The 18,858-nt window shown below is 69.5% G+C and carries 13 protein-coding genes and 1 tRNA gene; 7 read left to right on the forward strand and 7 right to left on the reverse strand.

From position 1 onward, the window contains the following. Positions 1-39: 39 nt before the first annotated feature. From PQI23_RS09065 to PQI23_RS09075, 3 genes are all read right to left on the reverse strand, one after another. Entirely contained in the window at positions 40-1,044 is a 1,005-nt protein-coding gene (locus tag PQI23_RS09065; RefSeq protein ID WP_339973745.1) for an SRPBCC family protein, read from the reverse strand. Next, complete coding sequence (locus PQI23_RS09070) at positions 1,041-1,286, reverse strand: hypothetical protein (protein WP_339973747.1); 246 nt, start codon at positions 1,284-1,286, stop codon at positions 1,041-1,043. The genes PQI23_RS09065 and PQI23_RS09070 overlap by 4 nt, the downstream gene beginning before the upstream one ends. Positions 1,287-1,348: 62 nt before the next feature. Next, positions 1,349-2,215 carry a cation-transporting ATPase gene (locus PQI23_RS09075; RefSeq protein ID WP_339973749.1) on the reverse strand — a complete coding sequence of 289 codons (867 nt, stop codon included), beginning with the start codon at positions 2,213-2,215 and terminating at the stop codon, positions 1,349-1,351. A gap of 409 nt (positions 2,216-2,624) precedes the next feature. On the opposite strand from PQI23_RS09075, the gene PQI23_RS09080 reads away from it, so the two are divergent. Continuing rightward, entirely contained in the window at positions 2,625-2,939 is a 315-nt protein-coding gene (locus tag PQI23_RS09080) for a hypothetical protein (RefSeq protein WP_339973751.1), read from the forward strand. 60 nt (positions 2,940-2,999) lie between these two features. Beyond that, a complete protein-coding gene (locus PQI23_RS09085) occupies positions 3,000-3,647 on the forward strand; it encodes a hypothetical protein (protein ID WP_339973753.1) in 648 nt (215 codons plus the stop codon). A 139-nt stretch (positions 3,648-3,786) separates the two neighbouring features. Here the strand turns inward: PQI23_RS09085 and PQI23_RS09090 are convergent. After that, positions 3,787-3,877: transfer RNA gene (locus tag PQI23_RS09090), tRNA-Ser, on the reverse strand. Positions 3,878-3,887: 10 nt separating this feature from the next. Further along, entirely contained in the window at positions 3,888-6,422 is a 2,535-nt protein-coding gene (locus PQI23_RS09095) for a LuxR C-terminal-related transcriptional regulator (protein ID WP_339973755.1), read from the reverse strand. Between the two features lie 421 nt (positions 6,423-6,843). On the opposite strand from PQI23_RS09095, the gene PQI23_RS09100 reads away from it, so the two are divergent. The 3 genes from PQI23_RS09100 (at position 6,844) to PQI23_RS09110 (ending at position 13,257) form a co-directional block, all read left to right on the forward strand. Further along, positions 6,844-11,211, forward strand: coding sequence for a choice-of-anchor G family protein (locus tag PQI23_RS09100; protein WP_339973757.1), 4,368 nt, complete (start codon positions 6,844-6,846; stop codon positions 11,209-11,211). Between the two features lie 106 nt (positions 11,212-11,317). Next, positions 11,318-12,136 carry a DUF5819 family protein gene (locus tag PQI23_RS09105; RefSeq protein ID WP_339973759.1) on the forward strand — a complete coding sequence of 273 codons (819 nt, stop codon included), beginning with the start codon at positions 11,318-11,320 and terminating at the stop codon, positions 12,134-12,136. Continuing rightward, positions 12,133-13,257 carry an HTTM domain-containing protein gene (locus PQI23_RS09110; RefSeq protein ID WP_339973761.1) on the forward strand — a complete coding sequence of 375 codons (1,125 nt, stop codon included), beginning with the start codon at positions 12,133-12,135 and terminating at the stop codon, positions 13,255-13,257. The genes PQI23_RS09105 and PQI23_RS09110 overlap by 4 nt, the downstream gene beginning before the upstream one ends. Positions 13,258-13,289: 32 nt before the next feature. Here the strand turns inward: PQI23_RS09110 and PQI23_RS09115 are convergent, their stop codons facing one another. Next, complete coding sequence (locus tag PQI23_RS09115; RefSeq protein ID WP_339973763.1) at positions 13,290-15,059, reverse strand: bifunctional 3'-5' exonuclease/DNA polymerase; 1,770 nt, start codon at positions 15,057-15,059, stop codon at positions 13,290-13,292. 93 nt (positions 15,060-15,152) lie between these two features. Here PQI23_RS09115 and radA point away from each other — a divergent pair, with 93 nt between their 5' ends. Beyond that, entirely contained in the window at positions 15,153-16,475 is a 1,323-nt protein-coding gene (gene radA, locus PQI23_RS09120; RefSeq protein ID WP_339973765.1) for a DNA repair protein RadA, read from the forward strand. A gap of 30 nt (positions 16,476-16,505) precedes the next feature. Then, entirely contained in the window at positions 16,506-18,008 is a 1,503-nt protein-coding gene (locus PQI23_RS09125) for a malate:quinone oxidoreductase (protein WP_339973767.1), read from the forward strand. 70 nt (positions 18,009-18,078) lie between these two features. On the opposite strand, the gene PQI23_RS09130 is transcribed toward PQI23_RS09125, so the two are convergent. After that, on the reverse strand, positions 18,079-18,843 hold the full coding sequence (locus PQI23_RS09130) for an HAD-IIB family hydrolase (RefSeq protein ID WP_339973769.1): 765 nt from the start codon (positions 18,841-18,843) through the stop codon (positions 18,079-18,081). Between the last annotated feature and the right edge of the window lie 15 nt (positions 18,844-18,858).

The following is an 18,858-nucleotide window of genomic DNA, read 5'->3' on the forward strand; positions in this document are numbered from 1 at the left end:
AGGATACGCCGCTGGCCGTACGCCGGGGCGCCCGTTCGCTCAGCGGAAGACGCGGCTGATGCTGCTCACGAGTTGCGACAGCTGCACCCAGATGATGAAGCGGTGCGCGGGGCGCAGCAGCACGCCGACGAGCGAGCGCAGCAGATTGCGTCGCTGCGCATGGGCCGCGGACCGGTCCCAGGCGAACGCGATCCGGAGCCGCGTTCCGTCCCCCTCGGGTTCGAGGCGCAGGTCGATCGTGCGCGTGTTCGCGCGCGGGGCGTCGGGGAAGGAGAGTCTCCACACGATGCGCCGGTCGGGGTCCCGCTCGAGCAATTCGATGCTCAGTCGGTGGAACGCCTCACCGACGTTGAGCGGCGTGCCGTCGGGTCGCGTCGTGGTGGCGCGCGCGCGCCAGGTCGCCCCGTTCTCACTGTGCTCGACGCTCGCGACCGACAGCTGCCACTCGGGCATGCGCGCAGGATCGGCGAGAAGCGCCCACACCTCGGCGATCTGGGCGGGCACGAACCCTTCCGTGGTGCCTGCCAGGGCGCTGGAGCTTCGCCTCGAGACGCCGAGGTCGGGCGAGGTCTTTCCAGTGTCGCCGCGGGACCCGAGGTCGCGCTCAATCGCTTCGCGGCTCACTCCGGATTCCAGCAGGATCGCTTCGATGAACCCGCTGGGCTCCGCGAGGAGCTCGACGAGCACGGCGACGGCATCACCCGATTTGCCGCGCGAGTTCGCGCTCGTGAAGATGCGCTGCGCCCGGTCGCTCCATTCGTACCCCTCGGTCTCGTGGAAGACGATGCGCCCCTCCTCGGGCTCGCGCACGCTGACCCCGACCGCGGCGAGCTGGGCGGCGTGCTGCGCGGCGATGCCCGCGCGCGCCGCCTGCAGGGTCAGCCCGTGGCTGCGGAGGGCGCGGCCGGCGTCGTCCCGGTCGATGGTGAGCGCGAGGAGCAGGTGCTCGATGTCGGCGGTGCGCAAACCGACGCGAGACGCCTCCTCCATCGCGGCGAGCGACAGGCGATGGGAGGTGTCGGCCGAGCGGGCGAACTTGCTCATGCGTTCCTCCGCGGAATGACGATCGTCGGGTCGATGCGCTTGGCGTACTTCTTGTGCACGGCTTGGCGCGTCACGCCGAGCGCGTCGGCGATGTGCTGCCAGCTCATTCCCGAGATCAGTCCCGCCTCGACCTGGCGGAGTTCGAGGGTGTCGGCGAGGGCCCGAAGTGATGCGACCGCTCGTAACCCGGCACGCGGGTCGGAGAGATCGGCGGCGCGAGCAGCGATGCGAGTGGATTCCATGCTGTCAACCTACGTTGCTCACGCCGCCGGTGTCAACCGGGGTTGCTACTGAGTGCGTCGGTTCACCGCTCGAAGAATCCGCGCAGATCGAAGTTCGAGACCGCGTCGCCCAGCGAGCCCAGCCCGCCCTGCGCGGCGTCGAGCGTCGAGCTCGCCGCGTCACCCGCACCCGAGATCGCATCCTCGACGCCGGGTACCGCGTCGCCCACGCCCGACAGCACGTCGTCCGCGGCGAGATCGCCCATCAGCGCCTCGGGATCCAACCCGCCCGCGAGGGCGTCGAAGTCGACGCCTGAGCCGATCGCATCCGCGAGGAGCGAGCCGCCGACGGAGGTCGCGATCGCGCCACCGGCGACCAGTCCCAGCAGGCCGACCGCACCGGCGCCCGCAGCGAGCGCGCCGCGGTTCCCCGACCCACCGGAGCGGGCGAGGAGGCGCCGCAGCGACCCCGGGTTGCGCACCTCGCTGCGCGTCGCAGCGCGCGCGAGATCGGACGGCTCCGCCGACGCCGGGCGCTCGGAGGGGGAGAGGTCGCGGTTCATGTCCTGCTGCAGCAGGGCCCGCTGCGTCGGAGTGAGCTTCGCGAAGGCCTCGGCATGCACCTGTTCGAGCTGCCGGGGGTCGGCGGTCTCCAGCAGGTAGTTGTAGCGGGCGATCGCCGCCCGGTCCTGCTGGCTGACAGCTGGGGAACTCTGCCGTGCGTGCGCCGGCGGAGGAGTGGGGGTTCCGCGGTACTGGGGAGCGTGCCCACCGCGGTCGCGCGAGTGCTCGCGGGATTCTCCGGTCACGGCATCCGCAGCCTTATGCACCATCGAACGCCAGTCTGTCGAACCCCGAGTCGATCCTCCGTGCTGAGATCCGCTCTCGCTCGTGCTGCGCGAATCCATCGCCTTCTTGGCCAGGTTGAACAGCTTCTTCATATTGCTCATCGAAAGTCCCTTTCTGAATGGAGCGTGCAGGAATGAGAGTCACCGGAGGAGGGGTCGCCGGAGCGCGCCCGTGCGCGCGAGAGCGCCCGTGCGCGCGAGAGCGAACCGAATGCGGATGCGCCGCGAGCCGAGAATGCGGCACGCGCGGTGAGCGCGGCTCCTACGAGGTGCGCATCTGGGTGCATCGAATACTCCAAGGGTGACGTGGGTGATCGTCAAGGTCTCCTCCACTGACGAATCAGCTGGTGGTCCGGGATGAACGACGCATCCGTAATGACGAACCCACCACACAGCGGGAGTACTCCCCTTGGTGCCTTCCAAGATACCGGTTGCATGCCCGCTCTAGCTGGGAAGATCGCAGGTTCTTCCGGAACACCCGGCGGCCGGACAGGCGGCTAAGCTCATGGGCGTGACCCAGCTCTCCCCGCCTCGCCGTCGCCGAGCTCTCGGATGCGGAATCGCGGCAACGGTCGTGGCGCTGGTCGGGATCATGCCGACCGTGATCGTGTTCGTTCTCGCAACGACGTCGGATCCGAATTATGGATGGCTCCTGTTCATCACCCTCCCGATCGCCGTGCTCTTCGGGGCCGTCGCCGTCGTGCTCGGCATCATCGGGATCGTGTTCGCTCGCGCCGAGCCCGGCGGATACGGGTGGCCGATCTTCGGAGTCGTGCTCGGTGCGCTGCAGCTGCTCCCCGCGGCCGTGTTCCTGACGGGCGTCTGACAGGGCGCACCCCGCAGCCACACCCGCCCATTTCACCGCGTTATGAAGGAGAAAGGCTCCGTGCGCAAGAACCCGCCCGCCAACAGAGTCGTCGTCGTGATCGCCGTCGTTCTGGCGGCCTTCCTCGTGTGGGGAGCGCTCGTGCGCCCGCTGATCAACGGGGAGTCGCCGGCTGCCACGCTGCTCGCCTTCGCGGCGGGGCTGGCGGTGGCCGGCCTCATCGTATGGATCGTGCTCGGACGGATCCGGAGGCTGCAACGTACCCAGAGGCGAGCGCTGCAGAAGAGCGAACCGCAGGCGCGCGTCTTCGGCTCCTATGCGCTCAACGCCGTTGCGGCATTCCTCGCTCGCGCGATTCCTCGGCTCGGACTCGGCAGCGCCCCGCGCGGGCTGCTGATGTCGAGCCCCACGGGCGTGATCGACCCGTCGGGGTTCCGCCTGATCCGAGGCGGCGCTCGGCTGCTCACTGCGTACCGCGTGCCGCGCGACCGGATCGCGGGTGTCACGAGCGGCGGCATTCAGGAGGGCGCGTTCCTCTACCCGACCCTGGTCATCGTGATCGCCCACGGAACGGAACACGCCGCGCTCCCGATCCCGGTCTCGCGCGATAGCGCACCTCTGCGTCGTGAGACGCCGGACGGCATCGACCGCCTCGTCTCGGATGCAGCGCGGGTCTGGGGCGTTCCCGTTCTCGGGGAGACCGACTGAACTGATCCCCTTGCTCGAGCAACGGCGTTCGGACGCCCGGCGCCCGAGCCTCGCCCTACCGTTCGCCGCGCATTCGACCCTCGACATGACGAAGGCCCCGCATCCAGTCTGATCAACGGGAGGCGGAGCCTTCGCAATATGGCGGTGACGGTGGGATTTGAACCCACGGTAGGGGGTTACCCTACACAACTTTTCGAGAGTTGCACCTTCGGCCGCTCGGACACGTCACCGCTATCGAGATTAGCGCATCTGATCGATGAGGCGCGAATCGAAGCGGCGCTGACGCGAGTCGGTGCGATCGCGATCCTCCCCGGGCAGCCGCACCTCGCGCATGAGCGCCGCGAGCTCACTGCGGTCTCCCGCACTCAGTTTCGCTCGCGCGTGGGCGATGTGCGACTCCACCGTGCGCACGCTGCACCGCAGGCGGGTCGCGATCGCCTTGTTGCTCAGCCCTTCTGCGACGAGCCGAGCCGTGGCCGATTCGCGCGGAGTGAGCTGCACGTGATCATTCGAGGGCAGCTGGTCCAGCCGGAACCACGGATCCACTCGTCGGGCCGTGGTCTCGAGGTCGCCCAGCAGGGCCTCGCAGCGATTCACGCTTCCCGTGGCGCGACGCCGCATGAAGATGCGCTTCGCCTCGCGGAGCGCGTACGCGGCCGGCGCCCAGTAGCCGGCTTCGGTCAGCGCGTCCGCGCCCTGCAGCAGCGCCACGGGGTTCTGGTCGTTCGCGGCCTGCACGTGAGCTCGGGCCAATGCGACCATGACGAGGGCGCGCGAGGGGTCGATCGGCGACCCGTGGAGGTGCTCGTAGCGACGGATCCGGGAGCCGATTCGGTCGAGTCGGCCGCTGAAGTAGGCGAGCACCTGCGTGGGGAAGTCGTCGACGATCTCCTCCCCGTTCCCGTCCACATCGGTGTGTCCCATCGTAGTGCGGAGGATCGCGCTGCCGGTGTCGTCGATGAGCGCGGTGAGTCGCGAGGGGATGAACCGGGGCAGCCGGGCTTCGAAGAGCTCCCACTCGCGCAGCGCTCGCGGGATGTCTCCCGAAGAGATCGCCTGCCCCACCGCGCCGAGGTGCCCGAGCCACAGGCGATGCCTCGCCGTGGCCGGGAGCGATTCCGTCAGCGAGTAGAGCGCGGCATCGCTTCCATCGGTGTCGCCGAGATACAGGGCGAGCATCGCCTCGGTCACCGTCGCCGCAGCCAGCACGTCGCGCAACTCGGGAGCGCTCGACACAGCGATATCGGTGACTCGCGCGATGCGCTCCGTGCACGAGGCCGGATCCCCGGGCCGCCTGCCGATCTTGATGTTCTCGAGGTCGATGAGTTGCCCGGCGAGGAGAGCCACCTCCCGGAACGGATGCGTCACCGCAATGCGCTGCAACTCGTCGATGTCCGAACCGATGGGGCCCGTGTCGTTCCACCGAGCGAAGACGAACCGGGCGTCGCGTTCCAACGAGTCGCCGCCCTCGCCCTCCGTGGAGGCGCCGGACCGTGCGTGCTGCGGGATCGGAGACTCGGCTGAGAGTTGACTCGCGAGCGCGATCGCGGCGATGCGCTGCGCCGGGTTCTGGGCGTCGGCGGCCGATGCCGTATTCAGGCTGCGGAGGCCGGCGAGTGCTCCGTGCATGACGGTGGCCGCCCGGCTGCGATCGAGCGGGTGGAGCGCAGCGCCGTAGCCCGCGCCTCGCACGAGGAGGTCGCGGCACTCCGCACCGGCGCCGAAACTGAGCGCATCGAGCGCCACCCGCTGAAAGAGCTCGGCCCGAGCTGGATCGGGGTCGTGCCGACCCGCTCCGTCGTCGGCCACCGTGGTGCAGAAGTGCGCCTCTCGCTCCGAGAGCGGCACCCCGAGCGACTCCTGCAGCATCAGCGTGCGCGCGGCGCGCTGCTCGACATTCGCCACGGCGTCGGGCTTCGCCCGCAATCGCATCCCGCTCGCGAAGAGCTCGGGCACTCCGTAGATCGTGGGGTCGTGCGGGGTGGGAATCAGCACGCCGTTCGCGACGAGCGATGCGACTGCGGCGCTTCCGATGAGGTCCTCGTGCCCGAACAGCGTGCGGGGTTCGAGCTGCGCGAGCGTGGTGGCTCCCGCGACCTCCTCGTCGCTCAACGCCTTCTGCGCCACGGAGTCGGCGAACTCGAGCGACGCGCTCCCCGACTCGCTGATCTGCGTCAGTGACAATCGAGGCCATGGCGTCGCCAGCACCGCGCCCTGCGCGGCCAGGTGGATCAGGTCGATGAGCCAGGCGGGCCGGCCCCACGACATCGCGTGCAGCGCGGCGAGCACGCTGGAGTCGATCGGGGCGGTGGTCACCTCCACGGCGATCTGCAGCGTCTCCGGCAGGGTGAGGGGCTCCAGGTGCACGTATCGGGTCACCGGCCCCTCTGCGTCCTCGGGGGTCAACAGGTGCGCCCAGTCCGTCGTGCGCTGCACCTCATCTGCAGAGTGGTCTGCGGCAATGGCGCAGAGGATCCGCCCGCCGCTCCGCACTCGGTCGACGAGCGCGGCGACCATCTCGGGGGAAGCCTGCTCGGCGTCGTCCACGAGCACGACGCGCGCAGGGTCGGCCTGCTCGACGCCGTCGATCGCTCGAGAGTCCGCTGCGCTGCCGCGGAACACCGAACGACCCGCTGCAGTCAAGGACGCCTCGACGGCCCGCACGACGTGCGAGCGGCCGCTGCCGTGTCGGCCGGCGAGCACGACGGTTCCCGGTGCTTCGAGTTCTCGCACCAACTGAGCGACGATGTCGCTTCGAACCCTGCCCCGTTGCACGCGACGATCCACGTCCTTCCCCCCTCGAAAGACGAACTGCCTCCGTAACCGCTGAGCATTCGCTCAACACAAAAGGCGTCTGGGAACACCATAGCATGCGGATAGTGCTGTGCTGAGGGGTTGACTTCAGGCTGATGCTCTGTTGGCCTCAGTCCTCGCGGTGACGCTGCTCAGTAGATGCCATCTGGTTCTCAGTAGTCACGTCACCTCCGCTCAGGGGAAGCTCGATGGCGGTAGAGCACTACGGCAAGTCGTAGCTTCAGGGAACACACATAAATAGCCTCGCGGGAGGGGGAAGGACTGCGTCTGCACCCCGATGCCGCAGTGACGCGGAATACACGTCAGCACGGATCAAAGGGGGCCTTTCGTGAGGTACAGAGAAGATAGAGGGAGGAGCGGGTTCAGACGAGCCGCTCGTCCCATGGCAGTGGGGCTTGCGGCGGTGACGGCGCTCGCCTCTGCTTCGGCGTTCGGCGTGACCGCGGCCGTCGCCGACACGCAGCTTCCGAGCGCAGAAGCCGAATCGGCGGCGCACGGACACGGACTCTGGGTCGATGGGCTCGGCCTCGACGTGGCGAGCACGGCGTCGTCGAGCACCGAGTTCCCGGGCGCCGAGGGCCCGGTCACGAATGGACTGGACCTCGCGCTTCTCGAGACGGCGACCGTCAACGCGAACGGACTCGACCTCCCGCTGCTCAGCAGCGCAGAAGGTGACGGCGGGCTGCTCGCGCTCGGCGACCTGGGCGCGCTCTCCAGCTTCTCGACATCCCCCTCCGCAACCTCTTCCGTCGCTTCATCCGGCATCATCACCGACGAGGGCGGCATCGACCTCGGGCCGGTGAACGACCCCTCGAGCTTCGCTCCCGCCGAGCTCGATGCGAGCGCACTGGTGCGGCAGCTCCTCGGAGATGCCGTCGCTGACGAATTGCTCGACGAGGCGACCCTGAGCGTCGGCGCCCTCGCCTCGCGCGTCGAGGCCGACAGCGCCGACATCGTGTCCGAGTACTCGCTCACGGGCCTGGACCTCGAACTCTCGAGCCCCGCCGTGGGTGGACTCGTCACCGACATCGAAGGTGTCGCCGACACCATTCTCGATCCGGTCGACGCTCTTCTCGCACCGGGCGGCAGCGTCGACACGCTCGTGACGAACCTCGTCGCGACGCTCGATGCGCTGCCTCTGGTCGAGGCCTCGCTCAACGAACTCGGCCTTGACACCTCTGCGCTCACGACGGAGCTGCGTGCCCAGCTGCTCGAGGCTCCGTTGGAGAACGCGGACGGCAGCGTGTCGATCGATCTGAACGACGGCACGATCACGGTCGAGCTCGACGAGCTCGCGGTCAGCGGTCAGCCGGGTCAGAACCTGAGCACGCTCGCACCGAACACCGACGTGCTGAGCGGAGACACCGTCAACGCGATCCTCAACGGGGTGACCGAAGCGCTGGTCGGCCCGGGGCCGAACTCGCTGGTGACCAAGGCGACGAACCTCATCACCGAGGGCGTGTATGGCGTGGGATTGACGGTGGACATCCAGGTCGGGCTCGGTCTTGACCTCGGACTGACGACGATCGACGTCGCCGAAGGGCCAGTGCTCATCGAAGGAACACTCGGCGGCGTCTTGGGCCAGACGGGATATGACCCTCTGGGAATCGACGTCTCCGGTGTGACGCTGTTGCCGAACCTTCCTGTGCCCGTCGAGCTCGGGGCACTTCTGCAGCCGGTGGTGGATCTGATCACGCCAGTGATCGCGGACATCGGAGCTGCTGTACTCCCCGTGCTGACCGACGCGGTGGCCGACATTCAGCCTTCCGTGACCGAACTGCTGAACCCCATCGTCACGGATCTGCTCGACACCGCGCTGGAGCCGGTGCTGAATGAGGTGCTGGACGTCACGATCAACGAGCAGCCGGCGGAGAGCGATCTCGGGCCGGAGGGCTTCACCGTTCGCGCGCTGAGCGTCACGCTGCTGCCGTTGCTCGAGGAGTCTGCGGTGAACCTGCAGCTCGGATCCGCTTCGGCATTCGCCGAAGCGGCAGCAGCGACGCTGGCGGCATCGCCGAACCCCGTGGTGCAGGGCGGGGTCGTGACCCTCACGGGCACGGGCTTCACCGACGGCGAGGACGTCACGGTGACGTTCCCCGACGGAACCACGGAGGTCGTGACCGCCGAGACCGACGGATCGATCACCGCGACCTGGGACGTCCCCGAGGACTACACGCCCGGCACCGCGACCTTCTCAGCGGCCGGAGGAACGAGCGGGCTCACCGCAACGGCAACGACCGAGGTGGTCGCGGCTTCCGATGCGACGCTCGGCGCGACACCGGATCCCGTTGAGCAGGGCGGCACCGTCACACTCACCGGCGGCGGCTTCGACGACGGCGAAGACGTCACCGTGACCTTCGCCGACGGCACCGTGGAGACCGTCACAGCGAACGACGATGGCACTTTCACGACCGAGTGGGACGTGCCCGCGGACTTCCCGGTCGGGCCCGCCAACTTCTCGGCGACCGGCGCGACCAGCGGCGAGACCGCTGCCGCGACCGTTCAGGTGGAGGCGGCCGCGACCGCGCTCCTCGAGGCGACCCCCAATCCCGTGTCGCAGGGCGGCACGGTGACCCTCGCGGGCGGCGGCTTCGACTCCGGCGAAGATGTGACCATCGTGTTCCCCGACGAGACGACCACCACCGTCACGGCGACGGAGGATGGAACGATCACCACGACGTGGGAGGTGCCCGCCGACTTCCCGGAGGGTGACGCCACCTTCACGGCGACCGGTGCGACGAGCGGCCTGACGGCTACGGCCACCACTGAGGTCGTCGCAGTCGTCGAGGCGACGCTCGAAGCGACGCCGAACCCGGTGCTGCAGGGCGGCACCGTGACGGTCACCGGCAGCGGATTCGGCTCGGGCGAGGACGTCACGGTGACGCTGCCCGACGGCACGACCACCGTCGTGGTCGCCGAGATCGATGGATCCATCAGCACGACGTGGGAGGTTCCGGCCGACTTCGCGGTGGGCACGGCGACCTTCACCGCGCTCGGCGCGGAGAGCGGCGCGACCGCCACCGCCACCACCGAGGTCGAAGCGGCTCCGGTCGCGACGCTCGAGGCGACGCCGAACCCGGTCGAGCAGGGCGGCACGGTCACCCTCTCCGGTGGCGGATTCACCGATGGCGAAGACGTGACCGTCGTGTTCCCGGACGGCTCCGAGGAGACGCTCACGGCCGGCGAGGACGGCACGATCTCGACCGAGTGGGAGGTGCCCGCGGACTTCGAGCCCGGCGAGGCGACCTTCACCGCGACGGGCGAGACCAGCGGCCTGACGGCGACCGCGACCACCGTGGTGGAAGCGGCTGCGGATGCTGATGTGAACGCGAATGCGTCGGCTTCGGCGTCGGCTTCGGCTGATGCGGCGGCGGATGATGACGCGTCGGCGTCGGCTCAGGCTGCAGCGCAGGCTGCGGCGAACGATGACAACACGAGCGACGCTTCGGCGGCTGCGGATGTGTCGGCGAATGCTGCGGCCGAGGTCGCTGCGACGGCGGATGCCTCTTCGGAGGCTTCGGCGGAGTCGAACGCTGCGGCTTCGGCGGCGGCGACGGCGAGTGCCGACTCGACGGCGGATTCGACGGCTGATGCGGATGCGTCGGCGGCGGCTTCGGCTGCGGCTGAGGCGGATGCGTCGGCGGCTGCGGATGCGGCGTCGGAGGCTGCTGCTGAGGCGACGTCCTCGGCGGATGCGTCTGCTGCGGCTTCCGCTGACGCGACCGCTGATGCGGATGCTGATGTGAACGCGAATGCGTCGGCTTCGGCGTCGGCTTCGGCTGATGCGGCGGCGGATGATGACGCGTCGGCGTCGGCTCAGGCTGCAGCGCAGGCTGCGGCGAACGATGACAACACGAGCGACGCTTCGGCGGCTGCGGATGTGTCGGCGAATGCTGCGGCCGAGGTCGCTGCGACGGCGGATGCCTCTTCGGAGGCTTCGGCGGAGTCGAACGCTGCGGCTTCGGCGGCGGCGACGGCGAGTGCCGACTCGACGGCGGATTCGACGGCTGATGCGGATGCGTCGGCGGCGGCTTCGGCTGCGGCTGAGGCGGATGCGTCGGCGGCTGCGGATGCGGCGTCGGAGGCTGCTGCTGAGGCGACGTCCTCGGCGGATGCGTCTGCTGCGGCTTCGGCCGATGCGACCGGGGATGCCGACGGCGGAGAACTCGTCCTGTCGGACCCCGCGGACGTGACGGTTACCGAGGGCGAGGACGCGGTCTTCACCGTCGAGGTGGTCTCCGGATCGCCGACCTCGATCACGTGGGAGGAGTACACGCCGGTCGCACCGTCCGATAGCGCTGCGGAGGGTCTCCAGCCGATGGCCGAGGGCGCGTGGTCGCCGACCGACGAGTTCGTCTCGGAGGACGGCAGCACGCTGACGGTCGAGGCCGCTGAGGTTCCGGAGACGGGCATGCTCTTCCGGGCTGTCGCGACGGACGGGACCACCACGGTCACGACCGACGCCGCTGAGCTCACGGTGCTTCCCGCTGAGGCCGCCGACGCCGACAGCAGCTCCGGCGGGGCCGCTGACGCAGGCGGCGCCGCGGACGCGGGCGGTACGTCGACGGCCGGCGGATCCTCGTCCGCGAGCGCGTCGGGTTCGAGCGACGCCTCCGGTGGCCCGGGGCACCTGAGCAATACGGGTAGCGAGAGCCAGTTCGGTCTCGGTATCGCGGGGCTGCTGCTGGTGCTCGCCGGAGCGGGCATCGCGGTGTCGGTTCGCCGCCGCAATCTCGCACGACGCAGTTAAGCAATACGCATGAAGGCGTGCGGTCGGGGAAGCCCGGCCGCACGCCTTCGTCGTGGTAGGTTCGCCACGACTGCCCGCACTCCATTCCGGCAAGACAGGAGCAGGTGTGACCCCTGAAACGACGCAACCGAGCGCGCGACCCGCGGTGAAACTCTGGGTTCGCCTCGTGGCATGGGCGGCCGTGCTGCTCGCGGCCTGGCACATTCTCGCCTCGTTCCTGTGGATCGCTCCGTACTCGGCGAACGCCCGCGAGGTGGTTCCGGGAAATACTCTGAGCTCGTACATGCTGCCCATGTTCGGCCAGTCCTGGAGCGTGTTCGCGCCGGAACCCGTGAACGGCGACTACCACTTCAATGTGCGCGCCATGGTGGAAGACGCTTCGGGGGAGCGCACCAAAACCGGGTGGGTGAGCGCGACCGACGTCGAGCTCTCGATGATCCGCTACAACCTCACCCCTCCGCGTGCCGGAATCCAGTCGACCGAGCTGGCCTCGGGCTTCAAGAAGTCCTTCGACGCGCTGACGGAAGTGCAGCGCACGACCGCCGCCGGCGATTTCATGACCGCGGAGTGGGAGATCGGGCTGCGAGCCGCGCTCGAGAACGGGGCGAAGAACTCAGGGCTCGATCCCGCCGCGATCGAGAAGAACGCCGGCACCGTCGACGAGTTCATGAGCGAAGAGCGCCGCTCGACGGCATACGCGACGCAGGTGGCGAAGGCCGTATGGGGTGACGACGTCGTCGCGGTGCAGTACCGGGTCAGCCGCCAGAACATCATCCCGTTCGCTGAACGCCACAACGCCGACGCGAAGCGCCCGGAGCCCTCCGTGGTGCTCCCCGGCTGGCGTCCCCTGGTCGTGGAGGACGGGCAGAACGAGGGGAACTTCACCGACGTCTTCCGTTCGCAGTTCGAGAGGATCTCAGAATGAGCGAGCAGCGTTCCGCTCCCGGCCGGTTCGGCGCGTTCATCGGCAGTCTGGTCGCCGCGGCGTGGAGTGCGGTTACCGGCACGGTCGGCCGGGCGATCGACTTCGTCGAGCGCTGGCTCTTCATGGGCAAGAAGGCGCTGTACGGCCTCGCCGTCACGCGCATCGTCTTCGGCCTCACCGCGTTCGGCCTGCTCGCCGCGAACTTCGGCACCCGCCTCTACACGTTCGGCTCCGGGTCTGCGTGGAACGGTGAGCTCGCCGAGCCGGTCAGCGACTTCCCGAAGGTGTGGATCTTCGGCGCCTTCCACGCCGTCGCCGGCAACGACGTCGCGTTCACGCTGCTCTACCTCTTCCTCATGGTGCTCGCGGTCGTCTTCGTGCTCGGGTGGCGCTTCAGGATCGTGCTTCCCGTGTTCTTCGCGCTCTGGGTCGGGTTCATCGAGATGAACGACATGGTCGGCGATCAGGGCGACAACATGTTCCGCATCGCGCTCGTGCTCATGTTCTTCGCGGATCCCGCGGCCAGGTGGTCGCTCGACGCGAGGCGCCGCGCCAAGCAGGAGTGGTTCCCCGCCGGCACCTCGGGAAATCAGATCGGCACGGTGCTCCACAACCTGGCCCTCGTCGCGCTCACCGCGCAGGTCACGTTCGTCTACGCCTCCGGCGGGCTGTACAAGGCCCAGGGCGCGCCCTGGGCCGAGGGGTACGCGGTGTACAACCCGCTGCAGACGATGCGGTTCGGCACATGGCCGATCCTGAGCGACATCGTGACGGCGTGGGGCCCGGCGGTCGCCATCGGCACGTGGGGATCCATCATTCTGCAGGTCGCCTTCCTCCTGATGCTGCTGTCGCGACCGACCCGACTCTTCGCGCTCTTCGGGATCCTCAGCTTCCACATCGCGATCGGAGTGCTGATGGGCCTGCCCTGGTTCTCGCTGACGATGATCGCCATCGATTCGATCTTCATCCGCGATCGCAGTTGGAAGCACCTCAGCGATTCAGTGTCGCGACGGTGGCGGCAGCACATGGGGTCGAAACCTGCGGAGCACCGTAACGGATCGGATCACGTCGAGCGCACCGATTCGAAGCGGGTCGAGCAGGAGGTCGCCGCGCCCCGGTGATGCACGGGGCTGCAGGATGGCTGCGCGCTGCGCTACTCCTTCTCGGCCCGCTCCGCCACGCGCAGGTCGAGCGGGAAATCGACCGCACTGCCGCCGAACAGCAACCGCCCGGCCGCGGCGGCCGAATCGCGAACGGCTGCCGCGACCGCGTCCGCGTGCTCGGCGGGGGAGTGCACGATCACTTCGTCGTGGAGGAAGAACGCGAGGTGCGGGCGGCGCTCGAACACGGGTCCGGAGGCGCGGGCCGCATCGCGCTCGGCGACCGGCGGAAAGGCGGCGAGCCGCTGGCGCAGGTCTGCCATCCAGCACAGCGCCCACTCGGCTGCCGTGCCCTGCACCACGAAGTTGCGCGTGAACCGACCGCGGTCGCGAGCGGCGCGGCGGGCGGCGGCCTCATCGCGACCCGTCGCCTCCGGCAGGCTCGCGCTCGACTGCACCCGCTGCCACTCGGGATCGGGAGCGTGCGTGCTTCGTCCGAGCCACGTCGACACCGTTCCGCCGCGCGCCCCCGCCTCCGCGGCGTCGTCGACCAGGGCCATCGCCGCGGGGTAGGTGCGGCGGAGTCGCGGCACGAGACGCCCGCTCTCGCCCGTCGTCGCACCGTACATCGCTCCGAGCATGGCGAACTTCGCCTCCTGACGCGTCGCGACGGCTCCGCTCTCCACAATGCCGGTGTAGAGATCTCTTCCCGCCCCGGCCGCCGTCATCGCGCGGTCTCCCGCCATCGCGGCGAGTACCCGCGGCTCGAGCTGCGCCACGTCCGCGGAGACGAGCGTCCATCCCGGGTCTGCTCGCAGCGCGGGGCGCAGCTGGCGCGGGATCTGCAGCGCCCCGCCCCCGCTCGACGCCCACCGGCCCGTCACCACACCTCCGGGCACGTAGACGGGCCGGTAGCGCCCGTCGCGCACCCACTCGTCGAGCCACGCCCAGCCGTTCGCGGTCAGCAGCCGCGAGAGCTTCTTGTACTGGAGCAGGGGCGCGATCGCGGGGTGCTCGTGCTTCGCGAGCTCCCACCGGGAGGTGGAGTCGACCTCGATCCCGGCCGAGCGCAGCACGCGCAGCAAGCGCGGCGGCGAATCGAGCGGGGCGTCGGGGCTTCCGAGCTGCCGCCGCACCTCTGCTCCCACCTCGATCATGCGCGCCGGTTTCGTGTCGGCAGCGGGCCGGGGCCCGAGCGCCTCGGTGAGCACGCGATCGTGCTCGTCGACATCCCACGGAACGCCGGCCGCGGAGAGCTCGGCGGCGACCAGTGCACCCGCCGACTCGGCGGCGAGCAGCAGGCCGAGGCGGCCGGGCTCCCGCGCGCTCGCGAGGGCCTCCCGCTGCCGATCGAACTCGGCGAGCGCTTCCTCGAGGTCATCGGGAACGCCGTGCCGTCGCCTCGGTTCGGCGACCACATCGAACAGGGTCGGCGCCGCCTCGAGCGCCGGAGGGGCAGCCGCGGCCTCCGCCTCCGGCGGTGCATCCCATCGCCGTGCGGCGCGCAGGTCGGCCGCATCGCCCACCGAGTCGGCGTGCCGCAGAATCTGGTGGCAGAGTCGCAGATCGTGACACCGCTCGACACGCACGCCGGTGGCGAGAAGCGGCCCGTAGCAGGCTGCGGTGTCGTGCCACACCCACCGCGGGGAGGCGCGGTGCTCGCGCCGCGCGATGGCGGCGGCGAGCTCCTCCGCCGCTATCTCCTCCGGATCGGCCCGCGTTCCGTCAGCGGCAATATCGACGACGGCCCAGGCGCCCGCTCCGGTGCGGCCGAGCACGCACCAGCGCGCAGCGGAGCCTGCGGTCGCGGTCGATTCGGGCATGCACTCACCGTACTGCTGACCACCTACAGGCGTGCGACCGAGGGCGCCACGCGCTCGAACGTCGACGTCGGAGGTCGCCAGTAGGCTCGCAGCATGGCGAAATCAAGCGGGTTGTACACGTGCACCGAATGCGGGTGGCAGACCTCGAAGTGGGTCGGGCGCTGCGGCGAGTGCCAGCAGTGGGGCACCGTCGTCGAGCCGGCTCGGGCCGGGGCGTCGCTCGCGCGCACCACGCGGGCTGCCGCGCCCGCTGCGGGTCGCGAAGCGCGCCCGATCACGGAGCTGCAGGGCGACGCGGTGCGGCATCGGCAGACCGGGATCGGTGAGCTCGACCGCGTGCTCGGCGGCGGCGTGGTGCCCGGTGCGGCGATCCTCTTCTCGGGGGAGCCGGGGGTCGGCAAGTCGACCCTGCTGCTCGACGCCGCGGCACGAGCCGCGCAGACGGGCGCTCGGGTGCTGTACGCGAGCGGCGAGGAGTCGACGGGCCAGATCCGCATGCGAGCCGAGCGCACGGGCGCGCTGCACGACACCCTGTATCTCGCGAGCGAGACGGACCTCGCGACGGTGCTCGGCCACATCGAGACGGTCGACCCGGCCCTCGTGATCGTCGATTCCGTGCAGACGATGGCGAGCGACCAGATCGACGGAGGGGCGGGAGGCCCGGCGCAGGTGCGGGAGGTGGCCGCGGCGCTCATCCGGGCGGCGAAGGATCGCGGCACCCCGGTGATCCTCGTCGGGCATGTGACGAAGGACGGCACCGTCGCGGGCCCGCGGCTGCTCGAGCACCTCGTCGACGTAGTCTGCCACTTCGAGGGCGACCGGCACACCTCGCTGCGATTTTTGCGCACGCTCAAGAACCGGTACGGCCCCACCGACGAGGTGGGGTGCTTCGAGATGACGGATCGCGGCATCTCCGAAGTGCCCGACCCCAGCGGGCTGTTCCTCAGCCGTCCGGGCGCACCGGTGAGCGGCACCTGCGCGACCGTCGCGATGGAGGGCCGACGCGCATTGCCGGTCGAGGTGCAGGCCCTCGTCGCCAAGAGCGCGACGCCGAACCCTCGCAGGGTCACGAGCGGCGTCGACCAGTCTCGCGTGGCCATGATTCTGGCGGTGCTCGAACGGAGATTCGGCGCGCGCCTGCACGACCAGGATGTGTACGTCTCCACGGTCGGAGGTGTGAAGCTCGCCGAGCCGGCGGCCGACCTCGCGATCGCGCTCGCGGTGCTCTCCGCGATCGCCGACCATCCGCTCCCGCACGACCTGGCGGCCTTCGGGGAGATCAGTCTCGCGGGCGAGGTGCGCCCCGTGGTGAGCGGGGTGCAGCGATCATCGGAAGCGGCGAGACTCGGGTACGTGCGCGTCGTCGATGCGTCCGTCGAGACCCTGGATCGTGCCCGGCGTCAAGCTGGGTTCTAGGGGCGGCAGAGCGAGCTAGACTTGCACATCGTGAGCAACAACACCGTAGACGTCGTCCTCATCGGTGGCGGCGTAATGAGCGCCACGCTGGGCACGCTGATCAAGCAGGTCCAGCCCGATTGGTCCATCGAGATCTTCGAGTCCCGCACCGAGGTCGCGACCGAGAGCAGCAACGCGTGGAACAACGCGGGCACCGGTCACGCGGCCCTGTGCGAGCTCAACTACATGCCCGAGGGCAAGGACGGGAGCCTGTCGCCCGCCAAGGCCATCGACATCAACGAGCAGTTCCAGCTCTCGCGCCAGTTCTGGTCGAAGCTCGTGCAGGAGGGGATCCTCGGCGAGCCGTCGTCGTTCATCAACGCGACGCCGCACATGACCTTCGTGCGCGGAGCCGAGAACGTCGACTACCTCCGCCGCCGCTGGGAGCTGCTGCGCACCGAGCCGCTCTTCGCCGATATGGAGTTCAGCGAAGACCCCGAGCAGATCGCCGAATGGGCGCCCCTGCTCGTCGATCGTCGATCGAAGGACGAGGTCTTCGCCGCCACGCGCTCGGAGAGCGGCACCGACGTGGACTTCGGCGCACTCACGCGTCAGCTCATCTCGCACCTCGTCTCCGAGGGCGCCGGGCTGAGCGTCGGCACGGAGGTGCGCAAGCTGCGTCGCCTCGACGACGGCACCTGGGACGTGTACGTGCGCAACCGCTCGGGGTACACGACCACGATCGTGAACGCGAAGTTCGTCTTCGTCGGGGCCGGAGGTGGCGCGCTCTCGCTGCTGCAGTCCTCGGGCATCCCCGAGATCAAGGGCTTCGGCGGCTTCCCGATCAGCGGCAAGTTCCTGAAGACGAGCAATCCCGAGATCGTGCGCCAGCACAAGGCGAAGGTCTACGGCAAGGCCGCGGTCGGCGCGCCCCCGATGTCCGTGCCGCACCTCGACACCCGCGTCGTCGACGGCGAGGAGAGCCTCCTGTTCGGGCCCTACGCCGGGTTCAGCCCGAACTTCCTCAAGAAGGGCTCGTGGTGGGATCTCCCCGGGTCGATCCGCCCGCACAACCTCGGGCCGATGCTCAAAGTGGGCCTGACCGAGTTCTCCCTCGAGAAGTACCTGCTCGGCGAGCTTCTCGCGAGCCGTGAGAAGCAGATGGAGACGCTCCGCGAGTACATGCCGACGGCGCGCACCGAAGACTGGGAGATGATCGAAGCCGGCCAGCGCGTGCAGGTGATGAAGAACGACCCCGAGAAGGGCGGCATCCTGCAGTTCGGCACCGAGGTGATCACGGGGGGCGACGGAACGATCTCGGGTCTGCTCGGAGCCTCGCCCGGCGCTTCGACCGCGGTCTACGCCATGCTCGGCGTGCTGCGCAAGTGCTTCCCCGAGCAGTTCACGAGCACGTGGGAGGCGGTGTTCGCCGAGAACATCCCCGCACTCAAGACCGGTGGTCTCAACAACGACCCCGAGCTCGCCGCGGCGTCGCTCGCGCACACGTCCGAGGTGCTCGGCCTCACCCGGGCGAGCGCCTACACGTCCGTGTGACAGGTCAGTACAGTGCGCTATCCGGAGAGATAGCGCACTGTACTGACCGCTCACGAGCGGCGCGGCATCGCTACTCGGCGATGAGCGCCTCGATGTAGGCCGCGGTCTCGGCCCAGCCGGTGACCGCGTGACACGCGACCCCGAGGGCGAGCACGGGGTAGTCGTTCCCATCCTCATCGAGCCGGTCGCCGATGAACAGCATGTCGTCGAGCGGAACCCCCGTGTGCTCGACGAGCTTCTGCATGCCGTACGCCTTGTCGATGCCGCGCCGGGTGATGTCGACCGAGGTCGAACCGCCGCTGCGCACCTCCAGGTGCGGCAGCCGGGCCGCGACCGCAGCGCGCAGCGCGCTCTTCTTCGCGCCGGTCGGGTCCCAGGCGTGCTTGGCCTCGACGGGGGCGCGCTGGCCCAGAGCGGAGAAGGTGATCTGAGACCCGCGATCCTCGAGGATCTCGCCCCACGTCTCCCGCTCCCAGAGCTCCAGACGCTCGGCCTCCTCGCGCAGCGCGCACAGCGCGTCGCGGCGCTCCTGCTCGGAGAGATCCTCCTGATAGACCGTCACCCAGCGCCCGCCTTCGCGTCGCTCGTAGCGCGTTCCGCAGGTCGGGAGCAGGTGCAGCCTTCCGAGTGATTCCTCGGTGACGCTCTCGACGGCGTCGAGCTGCGAGACCAGCTGCGACTCGAACTGCTGGAAGTTGCCGCCCGAGATCACGGCCACGTTCGTACGCTCGAGCAGCCGCGTGAACACCGTCAGCATGCGCGGGTCGAGCGGGGATTTCGAGGGTGCGAGGGTGTCGTCGAGGTCGAAGGCGACGATGCGCGGGAGTTCAGTCACGGGTCGATTCTTCCA

The organism is Leucobacter sp. USCH14, from assembly GCF_037619215.1.
GTDB lineage: Bacteria > Actinomycetota > Actinomycetes > Actinomycetales > Microbacteriaceae > Leucobacter.

Excerpts from the sequence above, each read along its gene's own strand:
- PQI23_RS09100 (WP_339973757.1), top strand. The coding sequence starts at position 6,844 with ATGGCAGTGGGGCTTGCGGCGGTGACGGCGCTCGCCTCTGCTTCGGCG.
- radA (WP_339973765.1), top strand. The coding sequence starts at position 15,153 with ATGGCGAAATCAAGCGGGTTGTACACGTGCACCGAATGCGGGTGGCAG.
- PQI23_RS09075 (WP_339973749.1), bottom strand. The coding sequence starts at position 2,215 with ATGAGCAATATGAAGAAGCTGTTCAACCTGGCCAAGAAGGCGATGGAT.
- PQI23_RS09065 (WP_339973745.1), bottom strand. The coding sequence starts at position 1,044 with ATGAGCAAGTTCGCCCGCTCGGCCGACACCTCCCATCGCCTGTCGCTC.
- PQI23_RS09110 (WP_339973761.1), top strand. The coding sequence starts at position 12,133 with ATGAGCGAGCAGCGTTCCGCTCCCGGCCGGTTCGGCGCGTTCATCGGC.
- PQI23_RS09070 (WP_339973747.1), bottom strand. The coding sequence starts at position 1,286 with ATGGAATCCACTCGCATCGCTGCTCGCGCCGCCGATCTCTCCGACCCG.
- PQI23_RS09115 (WP_339973763.1), bottom strand. The coding sequence starts at position 15,059 with ATGCCCGAATCGACCGCGACCGCAGGCTCCGCTGCGCGCTGGTGCGTG.